This window comes from Burkholderia savannae (genome assembly GCF_001524445.2).
GTDB lineage: Bacteria > Pseudomonadota > Gammaproteobacteria > Burkholderiales > Burkholderiaceae > Burkholderia > Burkholderia savannae.
This window is the reverse complement of the sequence record NZ_CP013417.1, coordinates 2,470,009-2,485,940: the sequence shown is the minus strand read 5'-3', so window position 1 is coordinate 2,485,940 and position 15,932 is coordinate 2,470,009. Positions and strand designations below refer to the sequence as shown.

Genomic DNA, 15,932 nt, shown 5'->3' with positions numbered 1-15,932 from the left:
CGAGGGGCTGCGGACTGGATTAGAATGCCTGAGGAGCGCCGCAAGGCAAATGTAGGCGCTCGTCTATGAGTGAAGGAGTGGTGCTTTGAACAACAATATGTTTTCGAAGGCAGCAGTGTGGCTCGTGATCGCACTGGTGCTGTTTACGGTGTTCAAGCAGTTCGACAAGCCCCGCGTCCAGGAAGGCGTCTCCTATTCGCAGTTCATGGATGACGCGAAGAACGGCAAGATCAAGAACGTCGTCGTGCAGGGGCGCAACCTCACCGTCACTCCCGCGGATGGTCAGAAATATCAGATCGTGTCGCCGGGCGACATCTGGATGGTCGGCGATCTGATGAAGTACGGCGTGCAGGTCAGCGGCAAGGCCGACGACGAGCCGAACGCGCTCGTCTCCGCGCTCTACTACCTCGGTCCCACGCTGCTCATCATCGTGTTCTGGTTCTACATGATGAGACAGATGCAGGGCGGCGGTAAGGGCGGGGCCTTCTCGTTCGGCAAATCCCGCGCGCGGCTGATCGACGAGAACAACAACGCGGTCAACTTCTCCGACGTCGCCGGCTGCGACGAAGCGAAGGAGGAAGTGTCCGAGCTCGTCGATTTCCTGCGCGATCCCCAGAAATTCCAGAAGCTCGGCGGCCGCATCCCGCGCGGCGTGCTGCTCGTCGGGCCTCCCGGCACCGGTAAGACGCTGCTCGCACGCGCGATCGCGGGCGAGGCGAAGGTGCCGTTCTTCAGCATCTCGGGCTCGGACTTCGTCGAAATGTTCGTCGGCGTCGGCGCGGCCCGCGTGCGCGACATGTTCGAACAGGCGAAGAAGCATGCGCCGTGCATCGTGTTCATCGACGAAATCGACGCGGTCGGCCGTCACCGCGGCGCCGGCATGGGCGGCGGCAACGACGAGCGTGAGCAGACGCTGAACCAGATGCTCGTCGAGATGGACGGCTTCGAGGCGAACTCGGGCGTGATCGTGATCGCCGCGACCAACCGCTCCGACGTGCTCGACAAGGCGCTGCTGCGTCCGGGCCGTTTCGACCGCCAGGTCTACGTCGGCCTGCCGGACATCCGCGGCCGCGAGCAGATCATGCGCGTGCACCTGCGCAAGGTGCCGATCGCGAACGACGTCGACGCGGCGGTCATCGCGCGCGGCACGCCGGGCTTCTCGGGTGCCGATCTCGCGAACCTCGTCAACGAGGCCGCGCTGTTCGCGGCGCGCCGCGGCAAGCGGATCGTCGAGATGCAGGATTTCGAGGACGCGAAGGACAAGATCTTCATGGGGCCGGAGCGCAAGTCGGCCGTGATCCGCGAGGAAGCGAAGCGTGCGACCGCGTACCACGAGTCGGGCCACGCGGTGATCGCGAAGCTGCTGCCGAAGGCCGATCCGGTCCACAAGGTCACGATCATCCCGCGCGGCCGTGCGCTGGGCGTCACGTGGCAACTGCCGGAGCATGACAACGAGACGTATTCGAAGGACTACCTGCTCGATCGCCTCGCGATCCTGTTCGGCGGCCGGGTGGCGGAAGAGCTGTTCCTGAACCTCGTCAGCACCGGCGCGTCGGACGACTTCAACAAGGCGACGCAGACCGCGCGCGCGATGGTGGCCCGCTTCGGGATGACCGACGCGCTCGGGCCGATGGTCTACGTCGACGACGAGAATGACGGCGGCCCGTTCGGCCGAGGCTTCACGCGCACGATTTCGGAAGCGACGCAGCAGAAGGTCGACGCGGAAATCCGCCGCGTGCTCGACGAACAGTACGGCCTCGCGCGCCGTCTGCTCGATGAGAATCGCGACAAGGTCGAGGCGATGACGGCTGCGCTGATGGAGTGGGAAACGATCGACGCCGATCAGATCAACGACATCATGGAAGGGCGTCCGCCGCGCTCGCCGAAGAGCGCGCCGCCGGCCGGCGATCCTTCGTCGGGCGGTTCGTCCGGCGCCGAAGTCAAGCCGGGCAACGCCACCGCGCCGGCATAAACGATCGCGGATTTCGTTCACGGGCTGGTGCGGCTGTCACACCGGCCCGTTTTGCTTTCTTGCCTGACGCATTTCATCGCTTCCCATCGCGTTCGATCCGACGCCCGAGCTCGTGTCCCATCCCGATTCCGCTTTTCCCGTTCCCGAACCGCTTCAATGCGGCCGCTTCACGCTGACCTTCGAGCGCCCCCTCGTGATGGGGATTCTCAATGTCACGCCCGATTCGTTCTCCGACGGCGGCCGCTATGTCGTTCGTGACGCTGCGCTCGCGCAGGCGGAGCGAATGATCGCCGAGGGCGCCGACATCATCGACATCGGCGGCGAGTCGACGCGGCCCGGCGCGCCGCCCGTGCCGCTCGACGAGGAGCTCGAGCGTGTGATTCCGCTCGTCGAAGCGCTGCGCGGCATGAATGTGCCGCTGTCGGTCGACACGTACAAGCCTGCCGTGATGCACGCGTCGCTCGCGGCGGGAGCCGATCTGATTAACGACATCTGGGGCCTGCGCCAGCCGGGCGCGATCGACGCCGTGCGCGACAGCGCGTGCGGCCTTTGCGTGATGCACATGCTCGGCGAGCCGCAGACGATGCAGGTGCACGAGCCCGACTATCGCGACGTCGTCGCCGACGTGCGTGCGTTTCTTGCCGAACGGGCCGACGCGCTGGTGCGGGCGGGCATCGATTTCCGGCGTATCAGCGTCGATCCGGGGTTCGGTTTCGGCAAGTCGGTGATAGAACACAACTACGCGCTGCTCGCGCATTTGCCGTTCACTGCGCCGACGCGGCCCGACGGGCGCGCGTATCCGATTCTCGCGGGCATGTCGCGCAAGTCCATGCTGGGCGCGCTGATCGGCAAGCCGGCGCCCGAGCGCGTCGCGGCGAGCGTCGCCGCGGCGGTTTGCGCGGTCGAGCGGGGAGCGGCGATCGTGCGCGTGCACGATGTCGCGGCGACCGTCGACGCACTGAAAGTATGGAGCGCCGTGCGCGATGCCGCGCGGCTAGCATAAGTCGAAACAAGGAGGAAGGTTCTACATGGGACGTCGTTATTTCGGCACGGACGGCATTCGCGGCAAGGTCGGCGAGGCGCCGATCACGCCCGATTTCGTGTTGCGGCTCGGCTATGCGGCGGGCAAGGTGCTCGCGAGCGCGTCCGGGCGCGCGGCGTCGGGCGCGCGCCCGACGGTGCTGATCGGCAAGGACACGCGCGTGTCGGGCTACATGCTCGAAGCGGCGCTCGAGGCCGGCTTCTCGGCGGCGGGCGTCGACGTGATGCTGGCGGGGCCGATGCCGACGCCGGGCGTCGCGTACCTGACGCGCGCGCTGCGACTGTCGGCGGGCGTCGTGATCAGCGCGTCGCACAATCCGTATCACGACAACGGCATCAAGTTTTTCTCGGCTGACGGCAACAAGCTGCCGGACGAAACCGAGGCCGCGATCGAAGCGTGGCTCGACAAGCCGCTCGAATGCGCGCCGTCGGACGGGCTCGGCAAGGCGCGGCGTCTCGACGACGCGGCCGGCCGCTACATCGAGTTCTGCAAGAGCACGTTCCCGGCGGCGTTCGATCTGCGCGGGATGAAGCTCGTTGTCGACTGCGCGCACGGCGCCGCGTATCAGGTCGCGCCGCACGTGTTTCACGAGCTCGGCGCGGACGTGATCCCGATCGGCGTCGCGCCGAACGGCTTCAACATCAACGACGGCGTCGGCGCAACCGCGCCCGATGCGCTGATGCGCGCGGTGCGTGCGAACCACGCGGATCTCGGCATCGCGCTCGACGGCGACGCGGACCGGCTGCTGGTCGTCGATCACACCGGCCGGCTGTATAACGGCGACGAGCTGCTTTATGTGCTGGTCAAGGACCGCATCGCAACTAACGGCCAAGTCGAGGGGGCGGTGGGAACGTTGATGACGAATCTCGCCGTCGAAGTCGCACTGAAAGACGTGGGCGTGCAGTTCGTGCGGGCGGCGGTTGGCGATCGCTATGTGCTCGAGCAGCTTCGCGAGCGCGGCTGGCAGCTCGGTGCCGAAGGTTCCGGCCACATTCTGTCGCTCGATCGGCATTCGACGGGCGACGGGATCGTGTCGGCGCTTCTCGTGCTCGCGGCGCTCAAGCGCAGCGGCACGACGCTCGCGCAGATGCTAGACGGCGTCACGCTGTTCCCGCAGAAGCTGATCAACGTGCGGATGAAGCCGGGCGCCGACTGGAAGGGCAGCGACGCGATCCGGCGCGCGATCGATGCCGCCGAAGGGGCGCTCGCGGGCAGCGGACGGGTGCTGATTCGTGCGTCCGGCACGGAGCCCGTGCTGCGCGTGATGGTCGAGGCTCGACACGCGGCGGACGCGAACCGCCACGCGGAGGCGATCGCCGACGCGGTCAGGCAGGCGACGGCGTAAGCGCGGAGCGCTTACGCCGGGACCGAGCCGACCGAGCCGACCGAGCCGACCGAGTCAGCCGAGTCAGCCGAGTCAGCCGAGTCAGCCGAGTCAGCCGAGTCAGCCGAGTCAGCCGAGTCAGCCGAGTCAGCCGAGTCAGCCGAGTCAGCCGAGTCAGGGTCGCAACACTACTCGGCGAGCTTCCATATCAGCGGGGCCGCCGATCCCCCCGGATCGGCGGCCCCGCGGCGTTTTCACGCCTTGCTCGAGGTCGTCCAATCAAATAGACCGTAGCCCGCGCGCCAGTCATCTTCTCCACGATCCGACCCCGCTACTCCCCCTCGCCAACATCGACCTTTTCCTTCGCGTGAATTTTTTCCTACGCTCTACAGGCGGCGTGCTCGCATTGGCCGGCGGCCCCGACGGAGGCCGTTGTCGCCTTTCAATCGAGTCATGTTACTGTCACAGCAGGTTCATCGAATGTCACATTACTGTCATGAGGAGCCCCTAATCTTCGCGGTGCCGTAGTCATCCGCTCACACACTGGAGGTCTCATGAAATTGATGCAAACCGCGTTCGCCGGTTTCGCCGGCGCGCTTTTCGCGGTCGCCGCACACGCCGACATCACCGGCGCGGGCAGCACCTTCGCCATGCCGATTTACACGAAATGGGCAGCCGACTATCAGCAGTCGGGCGGCGCGAAGGTCAACTACCAAGGCATCGGCTCGTCGGGCGGCCTGAAGCAGATCGTCGCGAAGACGGTCGATTTCGCCGGCTCGGATGCGCCTCTGAAGGATGACGAACTCGCGAAGGAAGGCCTCTTCCAGTTCCCGACGGTGGTGGGCGGCGTCGTGCCCGTCATCAACGTGCCGGGCGTGAAGGCGGGCGAGCTGACGCTGTCGGGCGCCGTCCTCGGCGACATCTATCTCGGCAAGATCAAGAAGTGGAACGATCCGGCGATCGCGGCGCTGAACCCGAAGGTCAAGCTGCCGGACACGGACATCGCAGTGGTTCGCCGCGCGGACGGCTCGGGCACGAGCTTCATCTGGACGAACTACCTGTCGAAGGTCAACGAGGAGTGGAAGTCGAAGGTCGGCGAAGGCACGACCGTCAACTGGCCGACGGGCACGGGCGGCAAGGGCAACGACGGCGTCGCGGCATTCGTGCAGCGTCTGCCGGGCGCGATCGGCTATGTCGAGTGGGCGTACGCGAAGAAGAACAACATGGCCTACACCGCGCTGAAGAACTCGACGGGCACGGTGGTCGAGCCGAAGACCGAGACGTTCAAGGCGGCTGCCGCCGGCGCGAACTGGTCGAAGTCGTTCTACCAGATCCTCACGAACCAGCCGGGCAAGGACGCGTGGCCGGTCGTCGGCGCGACGTTCGTGCTGCTGCACGCGAAGCAGGACAAGCCGGCGCAAGGCGCGGAAACGCTGAAGTTCTTCGACTGGGCGTTCAAGAACGGCGCGAAGGCGGCGGACGATCTGGATTACATCTCGCTGCCGGCGTCGGTCGAGACGGAAATCCGCAAGCAGTGGAAGGTGAAGGTGACGGACGCGGCGGGCAAGACGGTCGCCGAGTAAGCTCGACGGCAACGTCGCAGCGGTTCGCCGCCCGGCTGCACGGCCGGGCGGCGTTTGCGGTACAGGCGGGCGGCGCAAGCCGTTCGTCATTGAAAAACAGGCTCCCATGTCTGACATTCCTTTCGCGTCGACACGATCCGGCGGCCAGGCGCCCATGCGCGCGCCGAGCCGGTACGGCGACATCGTGTTCGGCGGCCTCACGCGCGTCGCCGCCATCGTGACGCTACTCCTTCTCGGTGGCATCATCGTGTCGCTCGTCGTCGCGTCGATGCCGACCATCGAAAAATTCGGCCTCTCGTTCCTTTGGCACACGGAATGGGACCCCAACTCCGATTTGTACGGCGCGCTCGTGCCGATCTACGGCACCATCGTCACGTCGCTCGTCGCGCTCATCATCGCGGTGCCCGTGAGCTTCGGCATCGCGCTCTTTCTCACCGAGCTGTCGCCTGTCTGGCTGCGCCGGCCGCTCGGCGTCGCGATCGAGCTGCTCGCCGCGATCCCGTCGATCGTCTACGGGATGTGGGGCCTCCTCGTGTTCGCGCCAATCTTCGCGACGTATTTCCAGAAGCCCATCGGCGCGCTGCTGGGGCCGATTCCGATCATCGGCGCGCTGTTCCAGGGGCCGCCGATCGGCATCGGCATCCTGGCCGCCGGCGTGATTCTCGCGATCATGATCATTCCGTACATCGCGTCGGTGATGCGCGACGTGTTTGAAGTAACGCCCGTGCTGCTGAAGGAATCCGCTTACGGAATCGGCTGCACGACGTGGGAAGTGATGTGGAAGATCGTGCTGCCCTATACGAAGACCGGCGTGATCGGCGGCGTGATGCTCGGCCTCGGCCGCGCGCTCGGCGAGACGATGGCCGTCACGTTCGTGATCGGCAACACGAACCTGCTCGACAACGTATCGCTGTATTCGCCCGGCAACAGCATCACGTCGGCGCTCGCGAACGAGTTCGCGGAGGCGGCGCCCGGCCTGCACACGTCCGCGCTGATGGAGCTCGGCCTCATCCTGTTCGTGATCACGTTCATCGTGCTCGCGATCTCGAAGCTGATGCTGCTGCGCCTCGAACGCGGGGAGGGCCGCAAATGAGCTCGCCGATTCTCAACATGCCGGGCCCGGACGGCGCCGCGCTCGACGCGATGCGCGCGCGCTTGCAGCGCCGCCGCAAGGCGACCAACGTGATCGCGTTGACGGCGTCGCTCGCCGCGATGGCGTTCGGCCTGCTCTGGCTCGTCTGGATTCTCTACACGACGCTGCATCTCGGGATCGGCGGCTTGTCGCTCACGCTCTTCACCGAATCGACGCCGCCGCCGAACACGGCGGGCGGCGGCCTCGCGAACGCGATCGTCGGCAGCCTGATGCTCGTCGCGCTCGCGACGTTCGTCGGCACGCCGATCGGCATCCTCGCGGGCGTCTATCTCGCCGAATACGGCCAGAAGAGCTGGCTTGCGAGCGTGATGCGCTTCATCAACGACATCCTGCTGTCGGCGCCGTCGATCGTCGTCGGCCTGTTCGTGTATGCGCTCGTCGTCGCGAAGGCCGGCCACTTCAGCGGCTGGGCGGGCGTCGTCGCGCTCGCGCTGCTGCAGATTCCGATCGTGATCCGCACGACCGAGAACATGCTGAAGCTCGTGCCGAACGCGCTGCGCGAGGCCGCGTTCGCGCTCGGCACGCCGAAGTGGCGGATGATCCTGAGGATCACGCTGCGCGCGTCGGTGGGCGGGATCATCACGGGCGTGCTGCTCGCCGTCGCGCGGATCGCCGGCGAAACGGCGCCGCTTCTCTTCACCGCGCTGTCGAACCAGTTCTTCTCGGTCGACATGAATCAGCCGATTGCGAACCTGCCGGTCACGATCTTCAAGTTCGCGATGAGCCCGTTCGCGGAATGGCAGTCGCTCGCGTGGGCGGGCGTGTTCCTGATCACGCTCGGGGTGCTGGGACTCAACATCCTCGCGCGCTCGGTCTTCTCGAAAAAGTAACGGCGGAGCAATCCGATGAACATGGCAGAAAGCCACCTCGATCCTTCCCAACGCGCGACGGCGCCGGCCGGCTTCGGCGCGGCGGCGGGGCAGCGTCCGCTCGCGCCGCTGAACGCGAAGATCGAAGTCAAGAACCTGAATTTCTTCTACAACCAGTTCCACGCGCTGAAGAACATCAACCTGAGCATTCCCGAGGGGAAGGTGACGGCGTTCATCGGCCCGTCGGGCTGCGGCAAGTCGACGCTCCTGCGCACGTTCAACAAGATGTACGCGCTCTATCCGGAGCAGCGCGCGGAAGGCGAGATCCTGATGGACGGCGAGAACCTGCTTCAGACGAAGCTCGACATCTCGCTGTTGCGCGCGCGCGTCGGCATGGTGTTCCAGAAGCCGACGCCGTTCCCGATGTCGATCTACGACAACATCGCGTTCGGCGTGAAGATGTTCGAGCGGCTCACGCGCTCGGAGATGGACGATCGCGTCGAATGGGCGCTCACGAAGGCGGCGCTCTGGAACGAAGTGAAGGACAAGCTGAGCCAGAGCGGCTACGGGCTGTCGGGCGGCCAGCAGCAGCGTCTTTGCATCGCGCGCGGAATCGCGATCCGGCCCGAGGTGCTGCTCCTCGACGAGCCGTGCTCGGCGCTCGATCCGATCTCGACGGGCCGCATCGAGGAGCTGATCGCGGAGCTGAAGAGCGACTACACGGTCGTGATCGTCACGCACAACATGCAGCAGGCGGCGCGCTGCTCGGACTACACCGCGTACATGTATCTCGGTGAGCTGATCGAGTTCGGCGAAACGGAGAAGATCTTCATCAAGCCCGCGCGCAAGGAAACGGAAGACTACATCACGGGCCGCTTCGGCTGACCGAATGACGGAGAGCAACAATGTCGGATAAACATCTGTCGAGCCAGTTCGACGCCGATCTCAATGCGGTGTCGTCGAAGGTGCTCGAAATGGGCGGCCTCGTCGAAGCGCAGATCACCGAAGCGATGCGCGCGCTGAACGAGTTCGACCGCAACGCGGCCGAGCGCGTGATCGAAGCGGAAGACCGCCTCAATCACATGGAAGTCGAGATCGACGAGGAGTGCGGCAACATCATCGCGCGCCGGCAGCCGGCCGCGCGCGACCTGCGCCTGTTGATGTCGATCTCGAAGACGATCACGAACCTCGAGCGCGCGGGCGACGAGGCGGAGAAGATCGCCAAGCGCGTGCGCCGCCTCGTCGACGAGCCCGCCGCGCGCGGCGTGAACATCGCCGAGATCAAGGTGTCGGGCGACATGGCGGTCACGATCCTGCGCCGCGCGCTCGACGCGTTCGCGCGCCTCGACACGGTCGCGGCCGCGCAGATCGTCAAGGACGACAAGGAGATCGACCAGGAATTCCGCGCGTTCGTGCGCAAGCTCGTGTCGTACATGCAGGAAGATCCGCGGACGATCTCGGTCGGCCTCGACTATCTGTTCATCGCGAAGGCGATCGAGCGGATCGGCGATCACGCGAAGAACATCGCCGAATTCATTATCTACATCGTGAAGGGCACCGACGTGCGGCACCAGCCGCGCGACATGCTCGATCGCGAAGCCAATAGCTAACCCTGTCGACAAGGACGGACCGAGGTGCCGATGCCCAGCAACATTCTCGTCATCGAAGATGAGCCCGCGATTTCCGAATTGATTTCGGTGAACCTGCAGCACGCGGGACATTGCCCGATTCGCGCTTACAACGCGGAGCAGGCGCAGAGCCTGATCAGCGACGTGCTGCCCGACCTCGTCCTGCTCGACTGGATGCTGCCGGGCAAGTCCGGCATCGCGTTCGCGCGCGACCTGCGCAACAACGAGCGGACGAAGCATATTCCGATCATCATGCTCACCGCGCGCGGCGACGAGCAGGACAAGGTGCTCGGCCTCGAGATCGGCGCGGACGACTACGTGACGAAGCCGTTCTCGCCGAAGGAGCTGATGGCGCGGATCAAGGCGGTGCTGCGCCGCCGCGCGCCGCAGCTCACCGAGGACGTGGTGTCGATCAACGGGCTGCGGCTCGATCCGGCGACGCATCGCGTCGCGGCGCATGCGCAAGGCAGCGAGATCAAGCTCGATCTCGGCCCGACGGAGTTCCGTCTGCTGCATTTCTTCATGACGCATCCGGAGCGCGTCCACAGCCGCACGCAACTGCTCGATCAGGTCTGGGGCGACCACGTATTCGTCGAGGAGCGCACGGTCGACGTGCACATCAAGCGGCTGCGCGCCGCGCTCAAGCCCGCCGGCTGCGATGCTATGATCGAAACCGTGCGCGGCAGCGGCTACCGCCTCGCGAAACACGCGTAACGGCCGCGCGGCGCGAGGGGTGCGCGCCGTGGCGAGCCATCGTCTTCATCTTTCGTCGGGCGCCGAATCATGAACATCATCTGGGCGCGCTTTCTGGTGTCGCTCGTCTTGCTCGCGCTCGTCAGCGTGATCATCGGCGTCATCGCAGGCCCCGTGCCGGCGCTCGTCTTCGCGCTCGCGATGCTTGTCGCGCAGGGCTTCTTCAGCACGTTTCACACGCAGCGCCTCTGGCGCCTGCTCGATGCGCCCGTCTACGGCGAGGTGCCGAGCGCGCCCGGCATCTGGGGCGAGATCTACTACCGGCTGCACAAGCTCGCGAAGCAGTGGCACGGGCAGGTGCGCCAGGTCGAGCAGCAGCATTCGCGCTTCATCCAGGCCATTCAGGCGTCGCCGAACGGCGTCGCGATGCTCGACGACCGCGATCAGATCGAGTGGTGCAACGCGATCGCCGAAGTGCATTTCGGGCTCGACGCGAAGCGCGACCTGCGCCAGCACATCGCGCATCTCGTTCGCCATCCCGACTTCGTCCGCTACCTGAACGGTCAGCACTACGACGAGACGCTCGTGATGCGCGGAATGGGCGGCAACCGGCAGAACGTGCTCGCCGTGCAAGTGTTCCCGTACGGCGAGAATCGCAAGCTGCTGCTCACGCAGGACATCACCGAGCTCGAGCGCACCGACGCGATGCGGCGCGACTTCGTCGCGAACGTGTCGCACGAGCTGAAGACGCCGCTCACGGTGCTGTCGGGCTTTCTCGAGACGATGCGGGAGCTGCCGCTGTCCGACGACGAGCGCGCGCGCTATCTCGAGCTGATGGAGCAGCAGGCGTCGCGGATGCGGCACATCGTCACCGATCTGCTCGTGCTCGCGAAGCTCGAAGGCGAGAGCAAGCCGCCCGCCGATCGCGCGGTCGACATGCGCACGGTGCTCGAACACCTGAAGGACGACGCGCAGACGCTGTCGAACGGACATCACGAAATCACGTTCAAGGTGGACGAGACGCTCGCGGTGACGGGCGCGCAGACCGAGATCTTCAGCGCGCTCGGCAATCTCGTGACGAACGCGATCCGTTATACGCCGGAGGGCGGGAAGATCCGCGTCGAATGGCGGCGCGACGGCGCGCAGGCGGTGTTTTCGGTCACGGACAGCGGGCTCGGCATCCCGGCCGTCGATCTGCCTCGGCTCACCGAGCGCTTCTACCGCGTCGATCGCAGCCGCTCGCGCGACACGGGCGGCACGGGGCTCGGGCTCGCGATCGTCAAGCACGTGCTGCAACGGCACGATGCGCAACTGGCGATCCAGAGCGAGGAGGGGCGCGGCAGCACGTTCACCGCGCGCTTTCCCGCGCATCGAACGATCAGCCGGCGGCACGCCGCGTGACGCGAGGCGACGCGCGCCTCCGCGCGTTCGAAGCGTGCGCGGCGCGTGGGCCGTCGCTGCTTCCTGTTTGAGGTTTTCCGATTCGGCGCGAAACGTAGCGCATCGTCGCAGCGCATCGTCACGGCGAGACGGCGCAGCCTAGCGGCGGCGATCGCGGCCGCCGCTTATGCGTCGCCCGCACAAGGCGCGGCGCGCCCGGCGCCGCCCGTTCAGCAGAATTTCGCGAGAAGCCCGAGCTGCGCGTTGCGCGGCGCCTTGCCGGCGCGGCGGCGGCGATAGTGGCCGTCGCTTTGCATGAGCCACGCGGACTGATTGTCGACGAGGAACACCGACAGCCCCTCGGCGATCACGCGGCGCTTGAGCTTGCGCTCGCGCACCGGGAACGCGACTTCGACGCGGCGGAACAGATTGCGATCCATCCAGTCGGCGCTCGACAGATAGACGAGCTCCTCGCCGTCCGCGTGGAAGTAGTAGATCCGGTGATGCTCGAGAAAGCGCCCGACGATCGAGCGCACCGTGATGTTGTCGGACAGCCCCGGCACGCCGGGCTGCAGCGCGCACACGCCGCGCACGATCAAGTCGATCTTCACGCCTGCCTGCGACGCCTCGTAGAGCTCGGCGATCACGGTCGGCTCGAGGAGCGCGTTCATCTTCGCGACGATCCGCGCCCGCTTGCCGGCGCGCGCGTGCTCGGTTTCCGCGCGGATGTGCTCGATGAGCTGCGGGTGCAGCGTGAACGGCGACTGCCACATCTCGTGCAGCTTCAGTTCGCCGCCGATGCCCGTCAACTGCTGGAACACGTGGTGGACGTCCTCGCACAGCGACGGTTCGGCCGTCATCAGCCCGAAGTCGGTGTAGAGGCGCGCGGTGCGCGGATGATAGTTGCCGGTGCCGAGGTGCACGTAACGGCGCAGCGCCGACTTGTCGTTGTGCGTCACGCGGCGCACGATCAGCATCATCTTCGCGTGGCACTTGTGGCCGACCACGCCGTACACGACGTGCGCGCCGACCGCCTCGAGCTGCGACGCCCAGTTGATGTTCGTCTCCTCGTCGAAGCGCGCAAGCAGCTCGACGACGACCGTGACTTCCTTGCCGTTGCGCGCGGCTTCCATCAGCGCGTCCATCAGCGGTGAATCGGTGCCCGTGCGGTAGATCGTCTGCTTGATCGCGACGACGCTCGGGTCCTGCGCCGCCTGCTGAAGCAGCTCGAGCACCGGCTGGAAGCTTTCGTACGGATGGTGCAGCAGGATGTCGCCGCGATCGATCGCATCGAACATCGACGGCGCGCTCGCGACCGCGTGCGGGATCGACGGCAGGAACGGCGTGAACTTGAGCTCGGGCAGATCGACGAGATCGGGCAACTGCATCAGCCGCACGAGATTGACGGGGCCGTCGACGCGATAGCAATCCTTCTCGGAGAGGCCGCTTTCGTCGAGCAGGCGCCGCACGAGGTGCGGCGGCGTGTCGGCCGACACCTCGAGGCGCACCGCGTTGCCGAGGTGGCGCGCGGGCAGCTCGCCCTGCAGCGCGACGCGCAGGTTCGTGATTTCGTCTTCGTCGACGAAAAGCTCACTGTTGCGCGTGATCCGAAACTGATTGCAGTTCTTGACGACGAGCTTCGGGAACAGCTCGCCGACGAAGCGCTGCATCAGCGAGCTGAGCAGCACGAAGCCGTGCTGGAAGCCCGACAGCTCCTGCGGCATCCGCACGAGGCGCGGCAGCGCGCGCGGCGCCTGCACGATGCCCATCACCGCCTGGCGGCCGAACGCGTCGCGGCCTTCGAGCTCGATCACGAAGTTCAGGCTCTTGTTCAGCACGCGCGGGAACGGATGCGCGGGATCGAGGCCGATCGGCGTGAGGACGGGCAGCAGCTCGTCGAGGAAGTAGCGGCGCGCCCATTCGATCTGCGCGTCGCTCCAGGTCTCGGTGCCGTGGAAATAGATGCCTTCCTGCTCGAGCGCGGGCAGGATCGTTTCGTGCAGCATCGCGTATTGCCGGTGCACGAGACGCTGCGCGCGCTCGACGACGAGGTCGTACACGTGCTGCAACGACATGCCGTCGGGCGCGAGCGCGCCCGGATTGTCGCGCATCTGCTCCTGGAGCCCGGCCATCCGGACTTCGAAGAATTCGTCGAGGTTGCTGCTCGTGATGCAGATGAAGCGCAGGCGTTCGAGAAGGGGGACGTGAGGATCGGTGGCTTGGGCAAGCACGCGCTCGTTGAAGCCCAGGATGCCGAGTTCACGATTCAAAAGCGGATAGCGAAGAGGCATCGGCAGAGAATACGAAAGGTCAGACGCAGACTCGAAAGGTCGCTCGGAAATTCTCACGGTGCGATGACGTGCTGATGACAGTTTGATGTTTGTCGGCAAATCATACGCCGGAAACCCGGGGATTTCATAAAAGCGTCCTCTGGATACAATGAAAGCCGGTGTCCTCCGGCTCGCGGCCGACACCGGAAGCCGCGCAACGCTTAAAATGGCGCCTTTGATCCTTTCGGTACGCGCAGCATCGCCTGCGCGGCCAGGCGAGTACGGAGCCCTCTCGATGGTTACATCCCCGCATCTACTGGCTGCCGTCGATCTCGGTTCGAACAGCTTCCGGCTCATCGTCGGGCGCGTCGAGGAGACGCCCGCCGGCAGCCAGATCTATCCCGTCGACGCGCTGCGCGAGCCCGTGCGGCTCGCGGCGGGCCTGTCGCGCGACAAGATGCTCGACCGCGCGTCGCAGGAGCGCGGCTGGGAGGCGCTCAAACGCTTCGGCGAACGGCTGCGCGACTTTCACCCGGACCACGTGCGCGCGGTCGCGACCAACACGCTGCGCGTCGCGAAGAACGCCGGCGAGTTCCTCGCCGAGGCCGAGGCGGCGCTCGGTTTCCCGATCGAGGTGATCGCGGGCCGCGAGGAGGCGCGCCTCATTTACGCGGGCGCCGCGCACTCGGTGCCGGCGAGCGCCGGCAAGCGGCTCGTCGTCGACATCGGCGGCGGTTCGACCGAGTTCATCATCGGCCAGCATTACACGCCGCTCGTGATGGAGAGCCTCTACATCGGCTGCGTGAGCCACAGCCGCGCGTTTTTCCCGGCCGGCAACGTCGACGAATACACGATGCGCCAGGCCGAGCTCGCCGCGAAGCGCGAGATCCAGATCATCTCCGGCGAATACAAGAAGGCGGGGTGGGATCAGGCGATCGGCTCGTCCGGCACCGCGCGCGCGCTCGCGGAGCTCGTCGAGGCGAACGGCTTCAACGACGCGGGCGTGCCGCACGGCATCTCGCGCGGCGGCCTCGAGCGCCTGAAGCGCGCGCTCATCAAGGCCGAGAACGTGAACCGCCTGAAGCTCGTCGCGCTCAAGCCCGATCGCGTGCCGGTGCTCGCGGGCGGGCTGTCGATCATGCTCGCCGCGTTCGAGGAGCTCGGCATCGACTATGTCGACACGACGGACGGCGCGCTGCGCCTCGGCGTGCTGTACGACCTGCTCGGCCGCACGCAGCACGAGGACATGCGCGCGGTGACGGTCGACGGCTTCATGCGCCGCTACGGCGTCGATCGCGCGCAGGCGGCGCGCATCGGCGTGCTCGCCGCGCGCTTCTACGATCAGCTCGACGAGCCCGAAGGCGAGGCAAGCGACGAAAGCCGCACGTTTCTCGGCTGGGCGGCCGCGCTGCACGAGATCGGGCTGTCGATTTCGCACAGCGCGTATCACAAGCATTCGGCGTACATCGCGAGCAACGCCGACATGCCGGGCTTCTCGCGCACCGATCAGGCGCGGCTCGCCGCGCTCGTGCTGGGCCACGCGGGCAAGCTCGGCAAGCTGTCGCAGGCGCGCGACGTCGAGTGGCCGCTGCTGTTCTGCCTGCGTCTCGCCGCGCTGCTGTGCCGACGTCGGAACGACGCCGGGCTGCCCGACATCAACATCGCGCAGATGAAAAAGGGCGGCTACGAAGTGCACTTGCCGAGCGCGTGGGTCCAGCAGAATCCGCTCACCGACTACAGCCTCAGCCAAGAGGCGGCCGAGTGGGAGAAAGTCGGGATTCCGTATCGCGTCGTCTATACGGGCGCGTGATTCGCGTTGCGGCGGCGCGGCGCGCGTGTCGTCGCGTGTTTCGTCGCGCGTGTCGGCGGTAGGCTGCGGCGGGGCGCGGGGCGCGGGGCGTCGGTTGCCGTCGCGCGGCCGGCGTTCACTTCACTCATGTCGCCGCGGATGCGCGCGTCGAACCTCGGCGAGCGCATGCCGCCTTGCACGACGCGCAAACTTGACGGGGTGGGGGCGCGGGCGACGCCGCCATGTTTGCGGCGCGGCTTTGATGCTCGGCTTTGCGGCGCGGCTTTGT

At 66.4% G+C, this 15,932-nt stretch carries 12 protein-coding genes; 11 read left to right on the top strand and 1 reads right to left on the bottom strand.

The window, feature by feature from the left end; translation table 11 throughout:
• The first annotated feature begins 85 nt into the window (after positions 1–85).
• The 10 genes from ftsH to phoR all read left to right on the top strand — a co-directional run bounded on the left by ftsH (position 86) and on the right by phoR (position 11,605).
• Complete coding sequence (ftsH, locus tag WS78_RS12170) at positions 86–1,972, top strand: ATP-dependent zinc metalloprotease FtsH (protein ID WP_038749778.1); 1,887 nt, start codon at positions 86–88, stop codon at positions 1,970–1,972.
• A 112-nt stretch (positions 1,973–2,084) separates the two neighbouring features.
• The gene (folP, locus tag WS78_RS12165; protein WP_038749781.1) at positions 2,085–2,975 is read left to right on the top strand and encodes a dihydropteroate synthase; all 891 of its coding nucleotides are present in this window, start codon (positions 2,085–2,087) and stop codon (positions 2,973–2,975) included.
• A gap of 25 nt (positions 2,976–3,000) precedes the next feature.
• Positions 3,001–4,359, top strand: coding sequence for a phosphoglucosamine mutase (gene glmM / locus WS78_RS12160; RefSeq protein ID WP_059580935.1), 1,359 nt, complete (start codon positions 3,001–3,003; stop codon positions 4,357–4,359).
• A gap of 533 nt (positions 4,360–4,892) precedes the next feature.
• Complete coding sequence (gene pstS / locus WS78_RS12150; RefSeq protein ID WP_059580931.1) at positions 4,893–5,921, top strand: phosphate ABC transporter substrate-binding protein PstS; 1,029 nt, start codon at positions 4,893–4,895, stop codon at positions 5,919–5,921.
• Positions 5,922–6,027: 106 nt separating this feature from the next.
• A complete protein-coding gene (gene pstC, locus WS78_RS12145) occupies positions 6,028–7,014 on the top strand; it encodes a phosphate ABC transporter permease PstC (RefSeq protein WP_038749789.1) in 987 nt (328 codons plus the stop codon).
• Positions 7,011–7,904, top strand: a complete 894-nt coding sequence (gene pstA, locus WS78_RS12140; protein ID WP_038749792.1) for a phosphate ABC transporter permease PstA — start codon at positions 7,011–7,013, stop codon at positions 7,902–7,904. The genes pstC and pstA overlap by 4 nt, the downstream gene beginning before the upstream one ends.
• Positions 7,905–7,919: 15 nt before the next feature.
• Entirely contained in the window at positions 7,920–8,768 is an 849-nt protein-coding gene (gene pstB / locus WS78_RS12135) for a phosphate ABC transporter ATP-binding protein PstB (protein ID WP_038749794.1), read from the top strand.
• Positions 8,769–8,788: 20 nt separating this feature from the next.
• Positions 8,789–9,493 carry a phosphate signaling complex protein PhoU gene (phoU, locus tag WS78_RS12130; protein ID WP_038749797.1) on the top strand — a complete coding sequence of 235 codons (705 nt, stop codon included), beginning with the start codon at positions 8,789–8,791 and terminating at the stop codon, positions 9,491–9,493.
• 30 nt (positions 9,494–9,523) lie between these two features.
• Positions 9,524–10,225 carry a phosphate regulon transcriptional regulator PhoB gene (phoB, locus tag WS78_RS12125; protein WP_038749800.1) on the top strand — a complete coding sequence of 234 codons (702 nt, stop codon included), beginning with the start codon at positions 9,524–9,526 and terminating at the stop codon, positions 10,223–10,225.
• A 69-nt stretch (positions 10,226–10,294) separates the two neighbouring features.
• Complete coding sequence (gene phoR / locus WS78_RS12120; protein ID WP_038749803.1) at positions 10,295–11,605, top strand: phosphate regulon sensor histidine kinase PhoR; 1,311 nt, start codon at positions 10,295–10,297, stop codon at positions 11,603–11,605.
• A 209-nt stretch (positions 11,606–11,814) separates the two neighbouring features.
• Here phoR and ppk1 read toward each other — a convergent pair whose 3' ends face one another.
• Entirely contained in the window at positions 11,815–13,875 is a 2,061-nt protein-coding gene (gene ppk1 / locus WS78_RS12115) for a polyphosphate kinase 1 (protein ID WP_059580927.1), read from the bottom strand.
• A gap of 274 nt (positions 13,876–14,149) precedes the next feature.
• On the opposite strand from ppk1, the gene ppx reads away from it, so the two are divergent.
• Complete coding sequence (ppx, locus tag WS78_RS12110) at positions 14,150–15,664, top strand: exopolyphosphatase (RefSeq protein WP_059580923.1); 1,515 nt, start codon at positions 14,150–14,152, stop codon at positions 15,662–15,664.
• The last annotated feature ends 268 nt before the right edge of the window (positions 15,665–15,932 follow it).

Bases quoted from the DNA above. Each gene is read 5' to 3' on its own strand.
- glmM (WP_059580935.1), top strand. From the start codon at position 3,001: ATGGGACGTCGTTATTTCGGCACGGACGGCATTCGCGGCAAGGTCGGC.
- pstS (WP_059580931.1), top strand. From the start codon at position 4,893: ATGAAATTGATGCAAACCGCGTTCGCCGGTTTCGCCGGCGCGCTTTTC.
- pstC (WP_038749789.1), top strand. From the start codon at position 6,028: ATGTCTGACATTCCTTTCGCGTCGACACGATCCGGCGGCCAGGCGCCC.
- pstA (WP_038749792.1), top strand. From the start codon at position 7,011: ATGAGCTCGCCGATTCTCAACATGCCGGGCCCGGACGGCGCCGCGCTC.
- pstB (WP_038749794.1), top strand. From the start codon at position 7,920: ATGAACATGGCAGAAAGCCACCTCGATCCTTCCCAACGCGCGACGGCG.
- phoU (WP_038749797.1), top strand. From the start codon at position 8,789: ATGTCGGATAAACATCTGTCGAGCCAGTTCGACGCCGATCTCAATGCG.
- phoB (WP_038749800.1), top strand. From the start codon at position 9,524: ATGCCCAGCAACATTCTCGTCATCGAAGATGAGCCCGCGATTTCCGAA.
- phoR (WP_038749803.1), top strand. From the start codon at position 10,295: ATGAACATCATCTGGGCGCGCTTTCTGGTGTCGCTCGTCTTGCTCGCG.
- ppk1 (WP_059580927.1), bottom strand. From the start codon at position 13,875: ATGCCTCTTCGCTATCCGCTTTTGAATCGTGAACTCGGCATCCTGGGC.
- ppx (WP_059580923.1), top strand. From the start codon at position 14,150: ATGGTTACATCCCCGCATCTACTGGCTGCCGTCGATCTCGGTTCGAAC.